Annotated in this window: 17 protein-coding genes; 9 read left to right on the forward strand and 8 right to left on the reverse strand. The window is 56.7% G+C overall.

Annotation, left to right across the window (positions count from 1 at the left end; genetic code table 11):
* Positions 1–19 precede the first annotated feature (19 nt).
* The 5 genes from CL1_RS04745 to CL1_RS04765 all read right to left on the reverse strand — a co-directional run bounded on the left by CL1_RS04745 (position 20) and on the right by CL1_RS04765 (position 7,163).
* Positions 20–1,027 carry an ABC transporter ATP-binding protein gene (locus CL1_RS04745; protein ID WP_014788752.1) on the reverse strand — a complete coding sequence of 336 codons (1,008 nt, stop codon included), beginning with the start codon at positions 1,025–1,027 and terminating at the stop codon, positions 20–22.
* A 10-nt stretch (positions 1,028–1,037) separates the two neighbouring features.
* Complete coding sequence (locus tag CL1_RS04750) at positions 1,038–1,997, reverse strand: ABC transporter ATP-binding protein (RefSeq protein WP_014788753.1); 960 nt, start codon at positions 1,995–1,997, stop codon at positions 1,038–1,040.
* A 10-nt stretch (positions 1,998–2,007) separates the two neighbouring features.
* On the reverse strand, positions 2,008–3,477 hold the full coding sequence (locus CL1_RS04755; RefSeq protein WP_014788754.1) for an ABC transporter permease: 1,470 nt from the start codon (positions 3,475–3,477) through the stop codon (positions 2,008–2,010).
* Positions 3,478–3,488: 11 nt separating this feature from the next.
* Positions 3,489–4,544, reverse strand: a complete 1,056-nt coding sequence (locus CL1_RS04760) for an ABC transporter permease (RefSeq protein WP_014788755.1) — start codon at positions 4,542–4,544, stop codon at positions 3,489–3,491.
* 201 nt (positions 4,545–4,745) lie between these two features.
* Positions 4,746–7,163: an ABC transporter substrate-binding protein gene (locus CL1_RS04765; RefSeq protein WP_014788756.1), complete on the reverse strand. Its 2,418-nt coding sequence runs from the start codon at positions 7,161–7,163 to the stop codon at positions 4,746–4,748.
* Between the two features lie 358 nt (positions 7,164–7,521).
* On the opposite strand from CL1_RS04765, the gene CL1_RS04770 reads away from it, so the two are divergent.
* The 9 genes from CL1_RS04770 to CL1_RS04810 all read left to right on the forward strand — a co-directional run bounded on the left by CL1_RS04770 (position 7,522) and on the right by CL1_RS04810 (position 16,762).
* Positions 7,522–8,754 carry a dihydroorotase gene (locus tag CL1_RS04770; RefSeq protein WP_014788757.1) on the forward strand — a complete coding sequence of 411 codons (1,233 nt, stop codon included), beginning with the start codon at positions 7,522–7,524 and terminating at the stop codon, positions 8,752–8,754.
* On the forward strand, positions 8,732–9,433 hold the full coding sequence (locus CL1_RS04775) for a dihydroorotate dehydrogenase electron transfer subunit (protein ID WP_014788758.1): 702 nt from the start codon (positions 8,732–8,734) through the stop codon (positions 9,431–9,433). Before CL1_RS04770 ends, CL1_RS04775 begins: the two co-directional genes overlap by 23 nt.
* A gap of 47 nt (positions 9,434–9,480) precedes the next feature.
* Positions 9,481–10,383, forward strand: coding sequence for a radical SAM protein (locus CL1_RS04780; RefSeq protein WP_014788759.1), 903 nt, complete (start codon positions 9,481–9,483; stop codon positions 10,381–10,383).
* Between the two features lie 112 nt (positions 10,384–10,495).
* On the forward strand, positions 10,496–11,542 hold the full coding sequence (locus CL1_RS04785; RefSeq protein ID WP_014788760.1) for an ABC transporter permease subunit: 1,047 nt from the start codon (positions 10,496–10,498) through the stop codon (positions 11,540–11,542).
* Positions 11,535–12,812 (forward strand): ABC transporter permease, encoded by a 1,278-nt coding sequence (locus tag CL1_RS04790; RefSeq protein ID WP_014788761.1) that lies wholly within the window; start codon positions 11,535–11,537, stop codon positions 12,810–12,812. The genes CL1_RS04785 and CL1_RS04790 overlap by 8 nt, the downstream gene beginning before the upstream one ends.
* A 59-nt stretch (positions 12,813–12,871) precedes the next feature.
* Positions 12,872–13,555 carry a hypothetical protein gene (locus CL1_RS04795; protein WP_014788762.1) on the forward strand — a complete coding sequence of 228 codons (684 nt, stop codon included), beginning with the start codon at positions 12,872–12,874 and terminating at the stop codon, positions 13,553–13,555.
* 32 nt (positions 13,556–13,587) lie between these two features.
* Positions 13,588–14,418: a 7-cyano-7-deazaguanine synthase gene (locus tag CL1_RS04800; protein ID WP_014788763.1), complete on the forward strand. Its 831-nt coding sequence runs from the start codon at positions 13,588–13,590 to the stop codon at positions 14,416–14,418.
* Positions 14,419–14,531: 113 nt separating this feature from the next.
* Positions 14,532–15,497 carry an ABC transporter permease subunit gene (locus CL1_RS04805; RefSeq protein ID WP_014788764.1) on the forward strand — a complete coding sequence of 322 codons (966 nt, stop codon included), beginning with the start codon at positions 14,532–14,534 and terminating at the stop codon, positions 15,495–15,497.
* On the forward strand, positions 15,494–16,762 hold the full coding sequence (locus CL1_RS04810) for an ABC transporter permease (RefSeq protein ID WP_014788765.1): 1,269 nt from the start codon (positions 15,494–15,496) through the stop codon (positions 16,760–16,762). The genes CL1_RS04805 and CL1_RS04810 overlap by 4 nt, the downstream gene beginning before the upstream one ends.
* Before the next feature lie 3 nt (positions 16,763–16,765).
* Here CL1_RS04810 and CL1_RS04815 read toward each other — a convergent pair whose 3' ends face one another.
* The 3 genes from CL1_RS04815 to CL1_RS04825 are packed head-to-tail and all read right to left on the reverse strand — an operon-like array spanning position 16,766 to position 20,112.
* Positions 16,766–17,992 (reverse strand): alanyl-tRNA editing protein, encoded by a 1,227-nt coding sequence (locus tag CL1_RS04815; RefSeq protein ID WP_014788766.1) that lies wholly within the window; start codon positions 17,990–17,992, stop codon positions 16,766–16,768.
* Positions 17,993–18,039: 47 nt separating this feature from the next.
* Entirely contained in the window at positions 18,040–18,693 is a 654-nt protein-coding gene (locus CL1_RS04820) for a V-type ATP synthase subunit D (protein ID WP_014788767.1), read from the reverse strand.
* A 27-nt stretch (positions 18,694–18,720) separates the two neighbouring features.
* Positions 18,721–20,112, reverse strand: a complete 1,392-nt coding sequence (locus tag CL1_RS04825) for an ATP synthase subunit B (RefSeq protein WP_048151947.1) — start codon at positions 20,110–20,112, stop codon at positions 18,721–18,723.
* Position 20,113 lies beyond the last annotated feature (1 nt).

Raw genomic sequence — 20,113 nt, forward strand, 5'->3', positions numbered from 1 at the left:
GAGAAAGAAAAGAAGGGGGTCAGTACTTGCCGACGAGGTGGCACTCGGCAAAGTGGTTGTGCTCGTACTCGACGAGCTGCGGGTGCTTGGTGTCGCAGAGTCCCTTCTGGGCGTAGATGCATCTCGGGTGGAACCTACAGCCGGACGGTATGTCAACGGCGTTGGGCACCTCACCCTTGATGGGCAGCTCCTTGATGACGTTCCTGCGCTCGGGCTTCGGCTCCGGAACGGCCGCTAAGAGGGCCCTGGTGTACGGGTGGAGCGGGTTGTCGATGACCTTCTCGACAGGTCCCATCTCGACTATTCTTCCGAGGTACATGACCGCCATCCAGTCGGCGAAGTACCTGGCGGTGGACATGTCGTGGGTGATGTATAGGTAGGTGACGCCCATCTTCTCCTTGAGCTCCTTCATCAGCTCAAGAACCTCTGCACGGATCGAGACGTCGAGCATCGAGACCGGCTCATCGGCCACTATGAAGGTCGGATTGAGGATCAGCGCACGGGCTATTGCCACACGCTGCCTCTGACCGCCGGAGAGCATGTGCGGGAACCTGCCGACGTAGTCCTCAGGTGGGGTTATCTTGACCATCTCTAGGGCCTTGTAGATGAGCTCCTCGCGCTCGGCCTTGGTCTCACCTATGCCGTGTATGAGCAGCGGCTCCTCGAGGATATCGAATATCCTGAACCTCGGGTTCATAGAGCTGAACGGGTCCTGGAATATCATCTGCACGTGTCTGCGGTAGTTGAGTATCTCCTCCTTGGTCTTGATGTGGGTAACGTCCTTGCCCTCGAGGTATATCCTTCCGTCCGTTGGTTCGAGGAGCTTGACGATGAGCTTTCCAGTGGTGGACTTACCACAGCCGCTCTCACCGACAAGGGCAAAGACCTGCTGCTTGTATATCTCAAAGCTGATGCCGTCCACCGCGTGTACCTTCTTCTGGGGAGCGCCCTTGATGGTGTCGAGGAAGCCCCTCTTGATCGGGAAGTACTTCTTGAGGTTTTCAACCTTAAGTATCGGCTCGGCCATTTCTCACACCTCACAGCAGCCAGCATGCAGCGTAGTGATCCTTATCAACTTCCTTCATCTCGGGCTCCTGCTCCTTACAAACCTGCATGACGTACGGGCACCTCGGGTTGAAGCGGCAGCCCTTCGGCGGATTGATGAGGTTGGGCGGCTGTCCAGGAATGAACTCCAGTTTCTCAACGTCCTCGTGGAGCCTGGGTATTGCCGCGAGAAGCTTCTGGGTGTACGGGTGAGCCGGCTCGTAGTAGATCTTCTCGCTGTCTCCAATCTCGACGATCTTGCCCGCGTACATGATGGCAACGCGGTCACTGATCTCCGCAAGAATGCTGAGGTCGTGGGTGATGAATATCATGGAAAGGCCGAGCTCCTTCTTGAGCTTCTTCAAGAGGTTGATGATCTGGGCCTGGACAACGACGTCAAGTGCCGTCGTTGGCTCGTCGGCTATGACCACATCGGGCTCAAGGAGGAGAGCGGAGGCTATGATAACACGCTGCTTCATACCACCGCTCAGCTCGTGAGGATAGCGGTAGACTATCTCCGGGTCAAGGCCGACGAGTTCGAGATACTTCTGGGCCCTGTCGAGGGCGTCGCTCTTGCTCATTCCCTTGTGGAGGAGAAGCGGCTCGATCATCTGGTGGCCGACGGTGTAGACAGGGTTGAGGGCGTTCATAGCTCCTTGGAAGATCATCGAAATCTTCTGCCAGCGTATCTCCTTCCTGAGAACGTCCTCCGGAAGGCCGACTATCTCCCTGCCGTCAATCTTGATGCTTCCGCTGACTATCTTGCCCGGAGGAGTTGGCATGCCCATAAGGGTAAAACCGAGGGAGGACTTGCCGCATCCGCTCTCTCCGGCAAGTCCCAGCACCTCACCCTTCCTGAGGTTGAAGGAAATGTTATCGACGGCCTTGACGACACCCTTGTTGGTGAAGTAATACATCTTGAGGTCTTTAACTTCGAGTACGTTCTTGACCATTCATACCACCTCACAGCTTCCTGAGCCTCGGGTTGAGTATCTTATCGAGGGCCGTACCTATGAGGACGAAGGTAAGGCCGACGACGGCTATACCAAGCCCGGGCGGGAGGACCCACCACCAGTAACCCTTGGTCGTGGCCGACTGAGTCTGAGCCGCGTTGAGTATCTGTCCCCAGGTAACGGCCGTCGGATCACCGATACCGAGGAAGCTCAGGGAAGCCTCAGCTATAACTGCACCCGGAACGCTGAGGGCTATGACGGCAAACGCGTAGGGCAGGAGCTGTGGCAGTATGTGCTTGAAGATTATCCTTCCGTTGCCGGCACCAAGGGCTTTGGCGGCCTCGACGTAGGTCTGCTCCTTGATCTGGAGGGCCATACTTCTCGAAATCCTCGCTATTCCCATCCAGCCGAATATGACAAGCAGGAGCACTATGAACATTAGGGTCACATGTCCGACGGTGGCACCTATGAGGATAAGTATTGGCAGGCTTGGAATTGAGGCGAATATCTCGTTGATACGCATCATGAACTCATCGACGTTTCCGCCGAGGTAGGCGCTGGTAACTCCGTAGACGAGGCCTATAAGGGTGCTGAGGACTGAGACGAGTATACCAATGGTAAGCGAGACCCTGCTACCCCAGATGATGCCAGCCCACAGGTCCCTGCCGAGGTAGTCGGTACCCATGGTTCCGTAGCTCCTACCGAGGAAGGTGACCTTTATGTCATCGATGATGACCTTGTTCTGGTCGGGGGCAGGGTTGTCGATCTTGAGGACGAGCTTGTAGTCGCCCCAGAGGGGCTCGGGGTTGTTTATAATGTCCTCAGCCTTCATTCCAGGCTCGACCTTGGCGAAGGCCGTTGAGATAAGAGTGTTTATGTTCATGATGACTATCGGATCCATCTGGGCCTGGAACGGGTCGAGTTCCCTTCCCTCGGTGACGTTCACGAGCCAGACGTAGATGTTGGCAGAGATTGCGGCATCTCTACCGACGGCTATCGTGGTGGAGCCGGTGAGGGGCTTGTTCTCGACGAGCGGAACGGTCTTTCCGTCAGGCCTCTCAAGGTACAGGCTGTAGGTCGGGGCATTCGCGGGCTGATTTACGGTCACGTTGATGTTCCTAATTATGATACCCTGCGGGCCAAGGTAGTAGCCGTCCGGGAAGTTATAAGTGGCCTCGATTACGGTTTCGGTGTTGCTCGGGTGAGCTATGGAGAGATCGTCCTTGTAGTACACCACCTGGGGAACGAGCTTCTGGGAGGTGAACATGTTGTACCAAGTGGGCGGGACATTCTTGGGGTTGTCCTCCCAGTAAGCCGAGCTCCTCCACTTCTCCGGCAGGTCAGGTATGGTCGTGTACGGAGCGGTAAGGGCGACGAGGATAAGGAGGACGAGGAGAACCACACCGGCTATGCCGGTCTTCTCCCTCTTGAACTCATCAAGGAACTCCTTCAATCCCTCTTTGAAATCGACCCATCTCATCGTGAATCACCTCACATCTTGGAGGAAGCACCGACCTTGACACGCGGGTCAAGGAATCCGTAGATCATATCAGCGAGGACGACTCCAGCCAGGTAGAGCACCGTGAAGAAGTACGTCAGTCCTATGAGGAGATTGGTCTCGTTCTGCTGGAGGGCGACCCAGTAGAGCCTGCCCATTCCAGGGTAGTTGAAGACGAGCTCACTGATGATCGCACCACCAAGTGAACCGAGGAGGGCGAAGATGATCATGGTCACTATCGGCGGCGCTGCCGCGCGGAGGGCATGGCCGTAGATGATCTTGTGCTCGGGGATACCTTTGGCCCTAGCGGCCATGATAAAGTCCTCCTGGAGGGTGCCTATCATGATGTTCCTGGTCGTCCAAGCCCAGCCGCCGAAGGCAACGAAGACGTAGGTCAGAACTGGAAGGGTGAGCTTGTATATAACGTCCTTAACGTGTGCCCAGCCCGTGAGCTGTGGGTCGAACATCGAACTGAGCGGGAACCAGCCGAGCTTGTAGGCGAATATCAGGAGGAACATCATTCCCGTCCACCACATCGGAAGACTGTAGGTGATAAGGGCGAACACGGAAAGCCCCCTGTCGAAGACACTGCCGGCGTGTCTCGCCGCCCTGACACCGAGGAATATACCGAGTATGATGACGATTATCGTGGCGGTCGTGAAGAGCAGAACACTCCTCGGAACGGCAACCTTGATGATTTCAGCCACGTCGTTGGTTCCAAAAATTGGGGTCGTGGTTGTTCCAAAATCCAGCTTGAGAGTGCGGATTGCTTTGTTATACACCTTCTGCCAGTAGGGGAGATTGAGTTCGTACTTCTCCCTCAAGAACTCCTCATACTCTGCCTTGGCCTTCTCATAAGCGTCCTGACCCTGGGTTCTCAGGATATTCTGACCGGTGGTTCTGTCCCATTGCATCATCTCATCGTTCATCTTTGCTAGGTTGCTCTGCTCCGCGACCTTCACGAAGAGGGCCGCGATGATAAACGTCACTATCAACAGAACGAGGATTGCGTTTGCAATTCTAAACAGCAGGTACTTGAGATACCCCATCTTTTCACCCCCAAACAGCAGGTTGGTCGTGTTTTAGAGCATCTTTTTCAGCATTGTAAAACCGGCTTTATATATCTTACTGCATCAATGTACACATTTTCCCAAAATGGCCACAAAAGCGCATTTGAAGGGCACGGGGCATTAGGGGTTCCAAAGGATATTCTGGAGAAAAGCAAACAAAAAGGTAGGAAAAGAACGAAATCACTTCTTCTTGGTGAAGTACCAGGCGGCCGCGGCGATGATGATTATCACCAGGCCGACGACGACGTAGGTGGTGGTGTTGTCGCCACCGGTTGGGGTCTCAGTCGGAGTGGTCGGGGTGGTGACGCTCGGGCCGGTCTCAGTGGTGGTCGTGGTGCTGGTTATCTCGTCCCAGGTGAGGCCAGAGATCTTGAGGATAACCTTGGCGAGGTCATCGACGTGCTGCTTGGTGAGGAGGTCGAGCTGGAGGAGGCCCTCACCGCTGCTGCTGAAGGAGTACTTGCTGCTGGCGTCGTAGGCGTCGCTGTTGGCGACGAGCTCACCCATGGCCCAGTAGAGCTCCCACGGCATGTCTGGATAGATTATGTAGTTGCTAGCGGTCAGGTCGTCGGCGAACGGGTGCACGTAGTTTCCGTAGACCACGTAGCCGTTGTCGTTGAACTGGAAGCCAAGGTAGGTCTGGTAGGTAGCGGCGGTCGAGCTGAGGGAGCTGTCGTAGTACGGGTCGTCCGGGGTGTCCTTGTAAGCCCAGGTGTAAACGAAGGCGATGTAGTACTTGATATCGTCAATAGTCATCTTCACGCCGTTCTGCCACTCGCCCATGTCACAGGTGACGGTAACCTTGACGTTGGCCGTCTCGCCGGCGTGGGCGGTGATCCAGCCCTGGGTCTGGTTGTAGATGACGGCATCGTCCGGAACCTTGAACTCACCCTTCTCAAGGGTCCACTTGCACCTGTACGGGACGTAGATACCGTCGAAGTTGATGGTTCCACCGGTGTCGTGGATGAGGTTCCAGAGCCTGGTGCTGTAAACGTCGGTGATACCACCGACCGGGTTGAAGGCGCTCATGAAGAGGGCACCGGTCGAGGCAAACTGGGCGACCTTAAGGTGCTTGTCCGGGGTCTTGGCGCTCATTATGCTCCACCTGCTGGCGATACCAACGCTCGGGTCGCTGATGATGTCGGTGACCCTCTCCTTGTTCACCGGGTAGAACTCCCAGTTCTCAACGAGGAAGATCCTGACGCTGTCCATGATACCGATGGTAAGGCCTATCTTCTGGAGGTCCCAGTACTGGTCGGCGTTGTTGAGGACTATGGTGGTGTTGGTGGCCGGGTCAGTGTACTGGGTCATGAGCAGGAGGTAACCGATCTCCTTGGTGGTCCAGTTAATTATCGGGCCGAGGCTCTCCTCGCTGGTGTAGTACTTGGTCTGGAGCTTCTGCAGGCCGGCGGTAACGCTACCGTCACCTATGAACTTGAGAGCGTCCTCGACGGTGACGTCAGGCTGGTGCCTCGGGTCCTGGAAGTTCGGGTAGTAGCCAAGCGGGGAGTACCAGTAGTAAATCTGCCAGTCCGGGTACATGCTTCCAAGACCACCGGCACCCCAACCACCAGTGTAAAGGTTCCACTCGTAAGTGCTGATCGGCTTCCTGAAGACTATCTCGCTGGCCTTCTGCCTGTCAAGGAGCATCCTATCAACCTTGAATCCGACCTTCTTCTCGAGGAGGTCGGAGATGTAAAGGCCTATGTCCTTCCTCTCGTCCTCGGTACGGATAACAAACTTAACCTCAACCGGCTGACCCTCGAAGTACCAGTAGCCATCGTCCCTCTTCTCAAGGGTGTAGCCCTCGGCCTTGAGCTTGTCGGCAGCCTCCTGGAGGGCGTCGCTTATCATCTTAAGGGCGAGGTCCTCGTTTCCGTCGGCGGTGAGGTGAAGAGCCTCATAGACCGGGGTGAAGTACTTGGCGGCCGGGTCGCTCGGGGTGATACCGCTGAGGGCCGGGGCACCGCTACCCTGGTAGATGTTCTGGATTATGTAGTTCCTGCTGATGAGCCAGTTCATGGCGAACCTGACTTCCCTGATGGCGAACGGGTTGAAGTAAACACTGTCACCGACGGTAACGATCGGTATGTCCTTGTCGGGGTCCTTGTACGGGTTGATGCTCAGCTCAACGGAGGAGCTGGCGCTCTTGTAGAGGTTGAGGTTGGCGAGAACGTCACTTCCGAGGCCCTGGTACTTGTTGGCGCCGAAGGCGAAGAGTCCAATGTCGAACTCACCCTTGGCAACCTGGAGGATTATGGTCTCCTCGTTCTGAACACCCTGGTACTCGATAACATCAGCGTAACCGTCCTTCGGGAGCTTGGGGTCGTCATTGAAAGTGTTCCTCTGACCGTTGAACTTGACGAGCTTAAGGTAAAGGTTCTCAGGAGCATACATGTCAAGAATGTACGGACCGTTGCTGATCACAAAGTGACCGTACTTGAGGTACCACTGGAGGTCTGCCTTAAACCTGGCCTTGGCCTCATCGCTGTCCAGCGGTATGTCCTTCGGCGTGTAGTCCGCCGCACTGACGGAGTGGACGGCAAACAAACTAAACAACATCAAACCCATAACAAACAATCCCAAAGCCTTCTTCATACTCCACTGCCTCCTTCACTTTTTGGCAATGTTGCCATATGTGGTGTATAATGGCATGAGGATATACATTGAAAGCCTATTTAAGGGTTACGTTCTTGTAAAAGTAACGTCGATGAAAACAAGAGGACATGCAGCCGATTCGAGGGATCAAAGGTTAGAATGCCCAAAACCAGAAATGCGACAGCCCATTCCCAGATTTACCAGCTAACCAAATTGACAAGTGGCTAAAAGCCCTATTAAGGACGATTAGGTTTGTAGAAAGCCCGAAAAATCATTAGGGGGCTTTTCAACATCAGCTTCCAATCCCATGGAGGCAAAAAACTTAAAATGCCAACCCATCAAAACGCGTGCGGGCATTATGTACGACCTGGTTCTGAAAGGGCGATTCCTGACGGGTGGGAAACTGATAGAAGGAAGCATAGGGGTTTCTGGCGGCAGGATTCTGCGCGTCTCAAGGGGCGATCTGAAGGGAGAAGAAATAATTCAAATTGGCCGTGGAAAGGTCGTACTCCCGGGTTTGATAGACGTCCACGTCCACCTGAGGGACTTCGAGCATAGGGAGAAGGAAACGGTGGAAACAGGGACGATGGCAGCCCTACACGGAGGAATAACAGTTGTCTTCGACATGCCCAACACGAAACCTCCGGTAACCGATTCCGAGACGTTTCAAAGGCGGGCAGAGCTTTTCGCCAGAAAATCCTACGCCGACTACGCCCTGGGCTTCCTCCTAAACGGCAACTGCGTCGAGGCGAGAAAAGCCGAGGCAGACTTCTACAAAATCTTCATGGGGGCCTCAACTGGCGGAATCTTTTCAGAAGATTTTAAGTCGGACTACTCCTGCGCTCCAAGCATCGTTAGCGTCCACGCCGAGGACGCGGAGGTAATAGCAGGGAACCCCGAGAGGCCACCAGAGGCGGAGGTTCTGGCGATAGAACGGGCACTTCAAGCGGCAGAAAATCTGGAAAAGCCCCTCAACGTCTGCCACGTATCAACCGCCGGTGGAATCGAAGCGATACTGCGGAGAAACCTACCCTGGGTGAGCTTCGAGGTCACCCCTCACCATCTCTTTCTCACGAGAAAGGACTTCGAGGGGAACCCTCTCCTCAAGGTTTATCCTCCGCTGAGGGACGAGGGACATAGGAATGCACTCTGGAGGAACTTTTCCCACATTCCACTCATAGCCAGCGATCACGCACCCCACACGCCGGAGGACAAGGAAGCCGGAGCGGCCGGGATACCGGGGCTGGAAACGGAGGTGGCGCTTCTCCTCGACGCCGTGAACAGGGGAATGCTCGAGCTTTCAGACATCGTTGAAAAGATGCACACGAATCCAATTAGAATATTTGGAATAAGGAACAAGGGGTTTGGGGTGGGAAAGGACGCGGACTTCACCGTGGTGGACCTCAAGCGGGAATGGACGGTTAAACCGGAGGACTTCTACACGAAGGCAAAATGGAGCCCGTGGGAGGGAAGAAAGCTGAAGGGAAAGGTATTGATGACCCTTCTCAGGGGAAGGGTTGTTATGGAGGAAGATGAAATCGTGGGAAAGCCGGAGGGGGTCAGGATAAATGCTGGAAAGGGTAACCCTTAGGGAAGTCTGGGACGTTGCCAGGGACGTCAAGGCCTTCCGCTTCGATAAGAAGCTCAAATTTACCGCCGGACAGTTCATAATGACATGGCTTCCAGGGGTCGGGGAAAAGCCCTTCAGCCTGGCCTGGAGGGACTTGATAGTCGTCAAGCGCGTTGGTCCCTTCACGTCGAGGCTCTTCGAGCTGGCTGAGGGAGACCACCTCTGGATCCGCGGGCCCTACGGCAGGGGTTTCAAGCCAGAGGGGGAAAAGGTAGCGCTCGTCGGCGGTGGCATAGGAATCCCACCCCTCTACGCGTTCGTGAGGCAGAACAGTGGGAGGTTCAAGAGCATAACCCTAATCTACGGCGCCAGAAGCAGGGAAGAACTGGCTCTGATGGACATTGAAGAGTACGTGGACGAGGTGATAATCACCACCGACGACGGCTCCGCTGGCAGAAAGGGCTTCCCAACGGACGTGCTGGCGGAGAGAAAGAACGAGTTTGACCAGGTCTACGCCTGCGGCCCGGAGCCGATGCTCAAAGCGGTGCTGGAGGTTATGAACTACGAGAACGTCCAGGTTTCGGCGGAGCGCTACATGAAGTGCGGAATCGGCGTCTGCGGCTCCTGCAACCTCGGAAAGTACCTCGTCTGCCGCGACGGGCCGGTCTTCGACGGCTTCCAGCTCAGGGGACTGCTCTGACCAATCAGGTTTTTAAACCCCTTTTTTCTGTTTCGGCCGGTGAGAGAATGAAGAAGATGAGCTGGGAGGAGTTCGCGAGGAGCATGGGCGTGGAACCGCAAATCCTCGAGAACGAGGAGGCGAGGCTTCTAAAGAGGTTCGTGATGGATCTGAAGTTCCCCACCCACTGTCAGGGCTGTCAGGGTCTCGACCTTAGCAATCCCAACCCCGTTCACCACCCGAGCTACGAGCTCACGCCGGCGTGCAACCACGACTGCATATTCTGCTACTCAAACGTCGCGGTGAAGCTCGGAAAGGCCCCAAAGCCCGGCTACTACGGCTGGGAGAGGCCGTACGCCATAACCGTTTCACAGTACGGCGAGCCGCTCATAAGCCCGCGCATAGTGGAGGTCAACAGAATGCTCAGGGAGAGGTTTCCGGAGGCGAGGCTCGATCTTCAGACGAACGGTTCCCTTCTCACCGAGGAGCTGTGGGAGAAGCTCGACTTCGACCTCGTGATGATAAGCCTCGATGCATCAACGAGGGAAAAGCACCTCAAAATTACCAACGCCGACACCTTCGATGCGGTTGTAAACGCCCTCAGGATAGTGGGAGGCGACAAGAGAGTCCGCTCGGCTGTGAGGACCATCTTCATGCCGGGCATAAACGACGAGGACATACCGAGGATAGCGGAGCTTGCAGCTTCCCTTGGAATAGACGAGATGATGCTCCAGCCCCTCACGATTCACGAGCTGAACGTCGAGCGGTTGAAAAAGGCCGGCCTCGACTTCGAGCGGGCCGAGAGCGTAAGGGACTACCTGAAGGCCGCAATGGAGGCGAAGAAGTACATAGACGTCCGCATAAGCGGCTGTCAGCTCGCAATCTACAGGACGATGGACCCGCTGACACTGTTCAGCGCGAGGCGCGTTGCGAGGGACGTCGCACCGGCGATGAAGAGGGAGAGAGCGTAACCTCAATCACCATTTTTACATCAAAATGTCCAAACACACCCAAATTTTTCGGTTTATTCACAGATGGAAAGCTTTTTAAGCGAGGTGAGTATTTTACCACGGTGCTCCAGGAATGAGATTCATTGGTAAAGTCCTGGAGAACGTAACACTGCTGATAATTGTTCTCGTCATCACGGGTGTCCTAATCGCCCAGGCCGAGCACAAGATAAACTCGATCGAGATGAACAAGCTCGGCGTTCCCGTGGAAGGGAAGATGGGGATAAGAGAAAGCCTGGAAAAAACCTACGAGTACGCCAACTTTTCGTTCGCACTCTTCAGCAGGAAGAACGGAACGGTCATCGTCGCGAAGCAGGGCGACATGGAGGCCAGGATATACAACCCCAGCCCCAGGGAGAGTTTCGAGGAGGTCTTCATGACGACGCCGGAAAAGGCTATCCTGACGACCTTCATCGTTCTCCTCCTGACTATGGCCATGGTGTTCCTGCTGGGCCTCTACTGGGGCTTGAAGGCTGGCTATCGGGGAGGCCGGTGGGACAAGGTTCTTTCCACACTGGCACCGATATTCTCCGCAATTCCCGGCTGGTTCTGGGCAATATTTCTCCTGTGGACGCTCTGGTGGCGGCTGGATCTTTCCACGATAGACTACATGAACTACATCGCCCGCGCCAAGGCGACCGGGGAGATAAGCGTTTTCACCTATCTGAACGCCCTTCTCCTCCCGGTCCTGACGCTGACCTTCGCCAACGTCGTCATATACGCTTTCAACGTGAGAACCCTGGTGAAGAGGGAAACCCACGAGGAGCACTTCTTCGCGGACGTGCTCAAGGGCCTTCCCGACAAAAGGATCATGAAAAAACTCCTCAGAACAGTCCTTCCATCTTTCCTAACCTTTACAAGCTACAACTTCCTCAGCCTCCTGATAAACGCGATGGCCGTCGAGAAGCTCTTCAACGTGAACGGCATAGGCTACGTCTTCGCCTGCTCCGCTGGAAAGAACTACCACCTGTCACCCGGCGGCGAGATAACACAGACGTTCACCTTCAACGGCAGGTACATATTCTTCGTCGCCCTCGTCATGGTTCTGCTATACTTCATCAACTCGACGGTTATGGAGGCCCTCTACCTGAAGCTCGACCCCAGGGTGAGGCGGAATGTTTGAGAGAAACATCTCGACCCCGGCGGCAGTGGCGATAATCGTCTCCTTCCTCATCGTCTCCATCATCGGCCCCCTCACCCTGAACCGCGAGGACGTTGAGAACTGGGACAACCTGGGCTACTGGCGTCTTAACCCGATAGGCGTTCCCCCGGAATGGTACGGCGAGCTTGCAGGATTGCCGAGGACGGAGTGGCTCCAGGGGGAGCGTCAGGCCGGAGAGTTCGTCTTCACCTACGACTTCCACTACTCCTCCGCACCCTCGGACATAATCTTCATTCCGAACTCGACGGGAGTGATGAGGATAAAGATCATCGGACCAGACGGGCGGGAATACGTCCTCTGGGACGGCTACGTTTTCGGTGAGATACACTTCTCCAAGAACCCCAGCGTGTTCGTCAGAATAGCCGAGGAGAAGTGCAACGTGACGCCCGAAGGCGGGAACCTGCTGTTCCACGACGCCTTTAACATAATATTCTCGAAGCCCACCGAAGACTGCCTAGATCACCCGGAATTCCTGAAGGGGCGGTACCTGATAGTGGTCGAAGGTCCGGAGAAAGAGCCGAAGATAAGGGTGCTCGGAAAGAGCTACGGTCTCCTGGGAACCGACACCGTCGGGAGAGACGTCTGGACCGGCTTCATATGGGGAATGAGAGAAACCATAACCATAGCTATCCTCGGCTCCCTCGCAACGGTTGGTCTGGCCCTGATTCTGGGAACGCTGAGCGTCCTCTCCAGCTGGGTGGGTAGGATAGCGGATTTCATCTCACGGCTCGTGACGGTAACCCCGGTTCTTCCGGTGGCGGTGTCCGCGGTGGTCCTGGCGGCGGCGATAGACGAGAACTACGTCATCAAGGCCAGCCCCCTCGCAATAGCCCTTATCGTAGGAGTTCTCATGATGGGAAACGTCTCGCGGAACGTCCGCTCGATGGTCGAGGAGGAGCTCAGAAAGGAGTACGTCGAATCGGCCAAGGCGCTCGGCGGGAGTTCCCTCTGGATTCTCCGGAAGCACGTCTCAAGGGTTCTGGTGCCCTACGCCATCTACCAGTTCGCCCTGGCCGTCCCCGGGACGATAGCGTTCATAACTCTCCTAGGCTTCTTCAACATCGTGCCGGGCTTCAACTGGGGCACCATAATGAGCCAGACGATAAGGGAGGGAGCAACCTACAGGCTGGCGTGGTGGCAGGTGGTTCCGGTGGGCGTTTCCATAGGCCTTCTGGCGCTCTCCTTCGTGTCGCTGAGCAGGAAGATAGAGGAGGAGTTCCTGAAGCGCTGAGGGGAAGCGTTAAATAAGTGCTGAGCAAAATAAAACCAGAGGGACAGGGGGGATACCCCGTGCTGCGGGAGCTCTTTGCATTCCTCTTCCTGACGGCGTTTCTCTTCATCAACCTATCCCTGATGCTGATGAGGGCCTTTGGAAGCCTGACGGGAATGGCCTGGAGGAAGGTTCTCCGCCTCGAGGTTCCTGAGAACGAGAAGAAGGGCATCGAGAGGCTCTACACCCTTGTCTGGATAGCCGTTGGAGCCCGGGCGTTATGGAAGCTCTGGGGAGTCAGCTGGAGCGCGGCCATCTTCGGTTTCCTCGCCTTCAGGAGCGGGGCAAACATCACGAGAACCCTCGTCTACGGCCTCCACGACCAGAGAATCATAGAGGAGTACACCGAGGACAGCACGGTTCTGGGAATAATCGGAATGGCGACCAAGCTGTCGATACTGCTCGAAACGATCTTCGTCGTCGCCTTCGCCCTCGCCTACAAGGCCCTCTCGGTAACGCTCAGCCCAAACGGTATGAGCGCCAACACCTTCATTCTCTCCCTCTGGCTGGCGGGTCTAGCGTTTGGCCTGCTCTTTGGCTGGTTCATAGCCAGGAACAACCGCGGGATACTCCTGAGGAACGCCATAGCGACGGTCGGCTTCTTCGCCACCCGGAAGGGCAAGAGGAAGACCGATGAGACGGTGAAGAGGGCGAAGGACACCACGGGGAAGCTCAAGTCCAAGGTGCCAAAACTGCCCAGATAAAGCTTTTAAGAGCTTTCTTCTCCCTCCCCACCATGCTAAGGTGTTCACTCTGCGTTCACGACGAGAGGACGGCGAAGATAGACATCATCGACGGAAGGCCGATATGCAGGGAGTGCCAGGTCTATCTGAGACACCCGGTGGACAGGGAAAGGATCCGCGCCGAGCTGGAGGAGCTTATGAAGGACGTGGACAGGGCAATAGTTGCCTACTCCGGCGGAAAGGACAGCGTTGTGGCTCTCTATCTGGCAAAGGAGGTTTTCAAGGTCCCGGAGCTGGAGGCGGTGATGATAGACCACGGGCTGATGGCGAGGGAGGCCATAGAGAACGCCGGGAGGATAGCCAGGGCGCTGGGCGTTCCGTTCAAGGTTCTTCGCCACGATTACTCCGACATCTTCCGCGATGCCCTTCTCAAGGCGGAATCCCCCTGCAGGCGCTGCTCCAAGAGAACGATGGAGAAGCTGAGGAAGTACGCCCTGAGGAACGGGTACAGGTACATAATCACCGGCCACGAGCTTCCCTTCGGCCACCACCCCTACAGGCTCATGAGCGGGGGAGTGGTTCAGATACGGCTCCTCTCCATGATGACCGAGAAGGAGAGGCTTGAAATCCTGGAGAGGCTCCCCTTCGAGTTCCCCGAGCTGCCTGGCTACACCACCAACTGCCTCGTCCTCGGGCCGGCCCTTGAGCGCTACTGGGAGAAGCACGGCCACAGCTTCGAGCACCGCAGGATAGCCGCCCTGGTTCGCTACGGCCTCATGGACAGGGAGAAGGCGGAGAAGGAAACCTCAAGGCCCGCAGTACCTGCGGAGCAAAAAAAGTTCGTATACCGGAAATTGGGGCTTGATACGCTCCTCCAGGAGTGATGCTTTAATTTTCCGAAAACCGTTGATTTATATTTCCTTCTTCTACCGGGCAAAAATTACTCAGGTTCGTAAATGTTTTAAAGAGTACACCGATGCCACTTATGGGTGGAAACATGGCTAAAGCCGGAGCCGCTGCCAGGATAATCACTAGAAACCTTCTAATCCTGTTCCTCGCCCTTCTCGTGGTCGGAACCATTATAGCGGGTGGAGAACTGCGGATTGAACGGAACGACCTCGGAAAGGTCTACAAGTTCTACCCGAAAAACGACAGTAGCCTGCTGGACACTATAGGCGGCTACTTCTCCGCCACATGGAAGTTCCTGAGGAACCCGCCGGAGGTGAGGGGGGAGAGCCTGGAGACCTTCGTCGTCAAGAGCTTCGCCCTCCTCGTGCTGACCGAGGTCTTCCTCCTCGCGGTAGGGCTTTTCCTGGGGCTGAGGGCAGGCTACTACCGGGGGTGGATCGATAAGGTGGTCTCCGTCCTGGCCCCAACCCTCTCGGCCATGCCCTCCTGGTTCATAGGCGTGGTGTTCCTGTTCCTCTTCTACTGGAAGCTCTCCCTGTTCCCCATCAACTTCGAGGGCACCATCAACTGGGCGGAGGTGCACGGAACCCTATCCACGAGCACCTACCTCAGGGCCCTGGCCCTTCCGGTGCTCACGCTGGTGTTCTCGAGCCTGTGGGAGTACGCGTTCAACGTCAGGAACATGATAGTGAACGAGCGCAACGGCGACCACGTGCTCTATGACGTCGCGAGGGGACTGCCGGAGGGGAGGATAATGCGCAAACTCCTCAGAACCGCTTTACCGGCGTTCCTGACATTCACGACGTACAACTTCCTGGAGATACTGACAGGAATGATGCTCATCGAGGTTATATTCAACATACACGGCCTCGGCTATCTGATGGCGATTTCATTCGGGCTGACCCGCATTGGGGACGGGTTCGGTTTTGCCTATGCACCCGAGATCCTGTTCTTCGCGACGGCGGTTATGATGCTGTTCTACTTCATCAACGCCGTGGTGATGGAGGGCCTGTACCTCTACCTGGACCCGCGCTCGGGAGGGGAGAGGCAATGAGAACCAGCAAGCTCAGGCTGGGAGCGGCCATCATCGTGATATACACCATCGCAGCGTTCATCGCCCCCTACTTCGTGAACGAGGAGAAGATAGAGAACTGGTACAACGGCCTCTACTGGAAGGACAACCCCAAGCTCGTTCCGCCCTCGTGGGTGAACCTCTTCGGAAAGAGCCTGCCTCCAACGGAGGAACTGGCCCCTGTAAAGAGTCAGCCGGGCCTTCAGGCCTTCGAGTACGACTTCAGGTACTCAAAGCCACCCCAGGACATAATAGTGAAGTTCAACAGAACCGAGGGAAGGCCCGTGACGGTAACGGTGACGACACCCTCAGGGAAGAGCTACCAGTTCTACAGGGGAACCTCCGATGAAGTCTCCCTCGCCTATCAGTGGCAGGTGCTGATGGAGATAGCTGAAGACAGGGGAGTGGAGTTCAGAATGGAGGACACGGCCTTTAGAATGGGCCTGAAGCCGCTGTTCTTCGTGAACCTGAGCGGAGATGTCGTTCCGGAACACGGGGTTTACACGATAACCGTCGAGGGGGCGCTGAACTCAACGGTCAAAATAGTAGGCGCCACCTACGGTATCCTGGGAACCGACACCTACGGCAGGGACGTCGGTGCGGCATTCCTGTGGGGGGCGAGGCAGACGGTAATCCTCGTCTACCTCACGGCGGTGGTGGCTGTGGCCCTTGGAACGCTCGCCGGCCTCGCCGCCTCACTTAGGGGAAAGGCCGGAACGGCCGTGGATTCCATATCGAAGCTCTCCACAATAATCCCCGTCATACCCTTCATGATAGCCCTCATACCCCTGACCGGGAGCGTGTCCTACAACGCCAGGATAACGATACCCATGTGGGCCTTCGTGCCGGCGCTGGCGTTTCTGCTCTTCGGGAAGATAGCAAGGAACGTGGGGGCTATAGTCAGGACAGAGCTCAACAAGGAGTACGTGGCCGCGGCTGAGAGCCTGGGCGCCGACAGGAAGTGGATACTCCGGAGGCACATACTGAGGATAGTGGGGCCGTACTCAATCTACCAGCTCTCGCTCTTCGCACCCAAGGTCATCGCGCTGATATCGATACTGGGCTTCTTCAGGGTCGCGCCCGGATTCAACTGGGGAACGATGCTGGGAATGGTGCTCAGCCAGAACGCGATATACAGCATGGCCTGGTGGATGATAGTGCCCATCGGCCTCGCCCTCGTGGTCTTCGCCCTCGCCTTCGTCCTGATAAACCGCGAGCTGGAGGAGAGGTTCCTGTCAAGGGGGTAGAGTTCAGGGGGAAAGCTTCCCCCTCAATTTTTCAAGGGCCAGCTCCAGAACCTCCCCCGGCGATGCTGCAAAGCCGCCTCCCCTCGCGAGCACTTCACTGCCGCCCCCGCCGCCACCGGCCTCTGACAGAACCTCCCTGAGCAGTTCCTTCATTGAGACCGCCCCAACGTTCTCGTTCTTGGCAAATATCACGTAGTTCTCCCCGGCCACCAGGGCCACCGTGTTCGGGTTCTTGTCCACGAGGTACACCACGAAGGCCTGGGCATCCTTCATCGGAGCCTCCTCAACGTACGAGACCACCCTCACCCCACCGATTTCCCTGGCCTCTTCCAGGAGTGCCTTAGCCTTCCACCTCCAGAGTTCCCGCCTCAGGTCGTCCTTTTCCTCCTCCAGGCGCTTTACCTCTGCCTTTAGGTCCCTCACCCGCTCGAGCAGGGGGCGGTTCTTGTTGGGCATCTCGTCCAGGGATTCCCAGTAGTCGCCCAGGAGTTCATCGAGGTACTTCAGCGCCCTGCCGCCGCAGACGAACTCTATCCTCCAGAGCTTCCTGCTCTTGCGGTAGAACCTGACAACCTTGATGAAACCTACCTCACCAGTATTCCTCACGTGGGTCCCGCCACAGGGGGTCACATCGACACCGGGGATCGAGACTATCCTTATGGGCGGCTTCACCTTATCAGACAGTCCCTTCCGGAGTTCCTTCCGGAGCTCTTCGGGGAGCTCCCGGTAAACCTCGATCCGAACCGGGACGTTGCGCCATACTACCTCGTTCGCCCTCCTCTCGGCTTCGAGAACCATCTCCCAGGTGAGCTCGCCGGAATAGTCGATCTCTATCTTGTTGTGGGTCTCGAATATCTGGAAGCCGGTCGTGTTGGCGTCGTAAAGCTCCTTGAAAACCGCGGAGAGTATGTGCTGGCCGGTGTGCTGGCGCATGTTTTCGTAGCGCCACTTCCAGTCGAGGAGCAGTCTCACGGATTCCCCTGGTTCGGGAGGGCGGCCTTCAAGCTTTCCCTCGTGCCATACCTCCTCCTTGCCCCTGACGCTGTTCACGAGAATCCTGAAGCCCTCACCCACTATTGTCCCCCCGTCAGAGGGCTGGCCGCCGCCCTCGGGGTAGAATACTGTCCTGTCGAGGAGAACCCTGACCCTCTCCCTCTCAACTTCAACGTCCCTGATTACCGCCTCGGTCTCCCTGAGGTAAGCGTCGGCATAGAACAGCTTCTCCGTCATGCCACCACCGGAGAGAAATGGAGGAGAGGAATAAAAGGGTTGCCCCGTCAGGAGCCCTCGGCCTGGGTTCTGGCCTCGATGAGGGCCTTGACCCTCTTCAGCCTGAAGAAGTTCTCGCGCTCCATCTCGTCGAGGCGCTGCTTGATGAACTTCACCGTCGCCTCCATGCGCGGGATTATGATGTACTCAAGGGCATTGACGCGCCTCTTGGTGACCTCTATCTCCCTCGCGAGCCTCTTGAGGGTCTCCTCGACCTCGGCCAGGCGGACGGCTAAGTCAAGAACCTCCTCGAACTTCTCGGCCGCAGCATCTACCCTGGCCGAACTGGAGACGAAGGCGTAGCCGCGTTCGCTCGTGCTCCTCCGGAAGGATTCTGCCTCTATGAGCGGAACAGGAACGCCCATGACGTTCCTCTTCCTTATCTCGACCTCCCTGTTGGGCTTCACCGAGAGGCCTATCTCCCTGAGGCGGAGCGTTCCGACGTCCATCTCCGCCGCCTGGAGCGCCCTGAACGCCTCCTCCATCTTCCTGCCGAGCTCTTCCCTAAGCTGGAGGGCCTCGTCGTAGATCGTGAAGAACTCCATTATCAGGGCGTCCTGCTTGTCCTTGAGGAGCTTGTGACCCTTCTTGGCCAGCTTAATGCGCCTCTTGAGGTTCAGGAGCTCCATACGGGTGGGCTTGACGTTGAGCAGCTCTGCCATCTCGACCACCTAGAGGTTGAAGGGAGGTCAGCCCTCCCTCTTCCTGTACTTGGGGTGGTACTTGAGGATGTACTCCTTCCTGACACGCTTGAGCTCGCTCTCCGGAAGCTCTGCCAAGAGCTCCCAGCCTAGGTCGAGGGTCTCGAAGATGCTCCTGTCCTCGTCGTAGCGCTGGGCGACGAACTCCCTCTCAAACCTGTCCGCGAACTTGAGATACTTCCTGTCGGTCTCGCTTAATGCCTCTTCACCGACGACGGCGACGAGATCCCTGAGGCTCCTTCCCTCGGCGTAGGCGGCGTAGAGCTGCTGGCTGAGCTGCGGGTGGTCTTCTCTCGTCATTCCCTTACCGATACCGTCCTTCATCAGACGGCTGAGCGACGGAAGGACATCAATGGGCGGGTAGATACCCTTCCTGTGGAGGTCCCTGCTGAGGACTATCTGGCCCTCGGTGATGTATCCGGTCAGGTCGGGAATGGGGTGGGTTATGTCGTCGTCCGGCATCGTCAGAATGGGCACCTGGGTTATGCTTCCCTTCCTGCCCTTGACCCTTCCAGCGCGCTCGTAGATGGTGGCCAGGTCGGTGTACATGTAACCCGGATAACCGCGCCTGCCCGGAACCTCTTCTCTCGCCGCTGAAATCTCACGCAGAGCTTCCGCGTAGTTGGTCATGTCGGTGAGTATAACCAGCACCTGCATGTCGTAGTCGAAGGCGAGGTACTCCGCAACCGTCAGCGCCATACGCGGGGTAATGATACGCTCGATTGCCGGGTCGTCGGCGAGGTTGAGGAACAGGACGGCCCTTTCGATGGCACCGGTCTCCTCGAAGCTCTTCTTGAAGAAGTTGGCCTCTTCGTAGGTGATACCCATTGCCGCGAAGACGACAGCGAACTGCTCCTCGTCGCCGAGAACCTTGGCCTGCCTCGCTATCTGTGCAGCGAGCATGTTGTGTGGCAGACCCGAACCGCTGAATATCGGAAGCTTCTGGCCGCGAATGAGGGTGTTCATTCCATCTATGGCCGAGACACCGGTCTGTATGAAGTCCCTCGGGTAGGCTCTCGCGACCGGGTTGAGGGGAGCGCCGTGGACGTCGCGCCTGTCCTCCGGGATAATCTCCGGTCCGCCATCGATGGGCTTCCCGATACCGTTGAATATCCTGCCGAGCATGTCCATTGAAACCGGAACCTTGAGGGTCTCGCCGGTGAAGCGGACGCGGGTGCTCTTGATGTCCAAATCACGGGTCCCCTCGAAGACCTGGACGATGGCCATGTCCTGCCTGGCCTCAAGCACCTGCCCCTTCCTCTTCTCGCCGCTCTCGGTCTCTATCTCGACGACCTCACCGTAGGCAACGCCCTTGACGCCCTGGACTATCATCAGCGGGCCGTAAATCTTGCTAACGGTGGAGTACTCCATTCCCGGCATC

The organism is Thermococcus cleftensis (assembly GCF_000265525.1).
Classification (GTDB): Archaea; Methanobacteriota_B; Thermococci; order Thermococcales; family Thermococcaceae; genus Thermococcus; species Thermococcus cleftensis.

Excerpts from the sequence above, each read along its gene's own strand:
- CL1_RS04775 (WP_014788758.1), top strand. The coding sequence starts at position 8,732 with ATGCTGGAAAGGGTAACCCTTAGGGAAGTCTGGGACGTTGCCAGGGAC.
- CL1_RS04785 (WP_014788760.1), top strand. The coding sequence starts at position 10,496 with ATGAGATTCATTGGTAAAGTCCTGGAGAACGTAACACTGCTGATAATT.
- CL1_RS04810 (WP_014788765.1), top strand. The coding sequence starts at position 15,494 with ATGAGAACCAGCAAGCTCAGGCTGGGAGCGGCCATCATCGTGATATAC.
- CL1_RS04750 (WP_014788753.1), bottom strand. The coding sequence starts at position 1,997 with ATGGTCAAGAACGTACTCGAAGTTAAAGACCTCAAGATGTATTACTTC.
- CL1_RS04755 (WP_014788754.1), bottom strand. The coding sequence starts at position 3,477 with ATGAGATGGGTCGATTTCAAAGAGGGATTGAAGGAGTTCCTTGATGAG.
- CL1_RS04770 (WP_014788757.1), top strand. The coding sequence starts at position 7,522 with ATGTACGACCTGGTTCTGAAAGGGCGATTCCTGACGGGTGGGAAACTG.
- CL1_RS04805 (WP_014788764.1), top strand. The coding sequence starts at position 14,532 with ATGGCTAAAGCCGGAGCCGCTGCCAGGATAATCACTAGAAACCTTCTA.
- CL1_RS04760 (WP_014788755.1), bottom strand. The coding sequence starts at position 4,544 with ATGGGGTATCTCAAGTACCTGCTGTTTAGAATTGCAAACGCAATCCTC.
- CL1_RS04825 (WP_048151947.1), bottom strand. The coding sequence starts at position 20,112 with ATGCCGGGAATGGAGTACTCCACCGTTAGCAAGATTTACGGCCCGCTG.
- CL1_RS04815 (WP_014788766.1), bottom strand. The coding sequence starts at position 17,992 with ATGACGGAGAAGCTGTTCTATGCCGACGCTTACCTCAGGGAGACCGAG.
- CL1_RS04780 (WP_014788759.1), top strand. The coding sequence starts at position 9,481 with ATGAAGAAGATGAGCTGGGAGGAGTTCGCGAGGAGCATGGGCGTGGAA.
- CL1_RS04790 (WP_014788761.1), top strand. The coding sequence starts at position 11,535 with ATGTTTGAGAGAAACATCTCGACCCCGGCGGCAGTGGCGATAATCGTC.
- CL1_RS04820 (WP_014788767.1), bottom strand. The coding sequence starts at position 18,693 with ATGGCAGAGCTGCTCAACGTCAAGCCCACCCGTATGGAGCTCCTGAAC.
- CL1_RS04745 (WP_014788752.1), bottom strand. The coding sequence starts at position 1,027 with ATGGCCGAGCCGATACTTAAGGTTGAAAACCTCAAGAAGTACTTCCCG.
- CL1_RS04800 (WP_014788763.1), top strand. The coding sequence starts at position 13,588 with ATGCTAAGGTGTTCACTCTGCGTTCACGACGAGAGGACGGCGAAGATA.
- CL1_RS04765 (WP_014788756.1), bottom strand. The coding sequence starts at position 7,163 with ATGAAGAAGGCTTTGGGATTGTTTGTTATGGGTTTGATGTTGTTTAGT.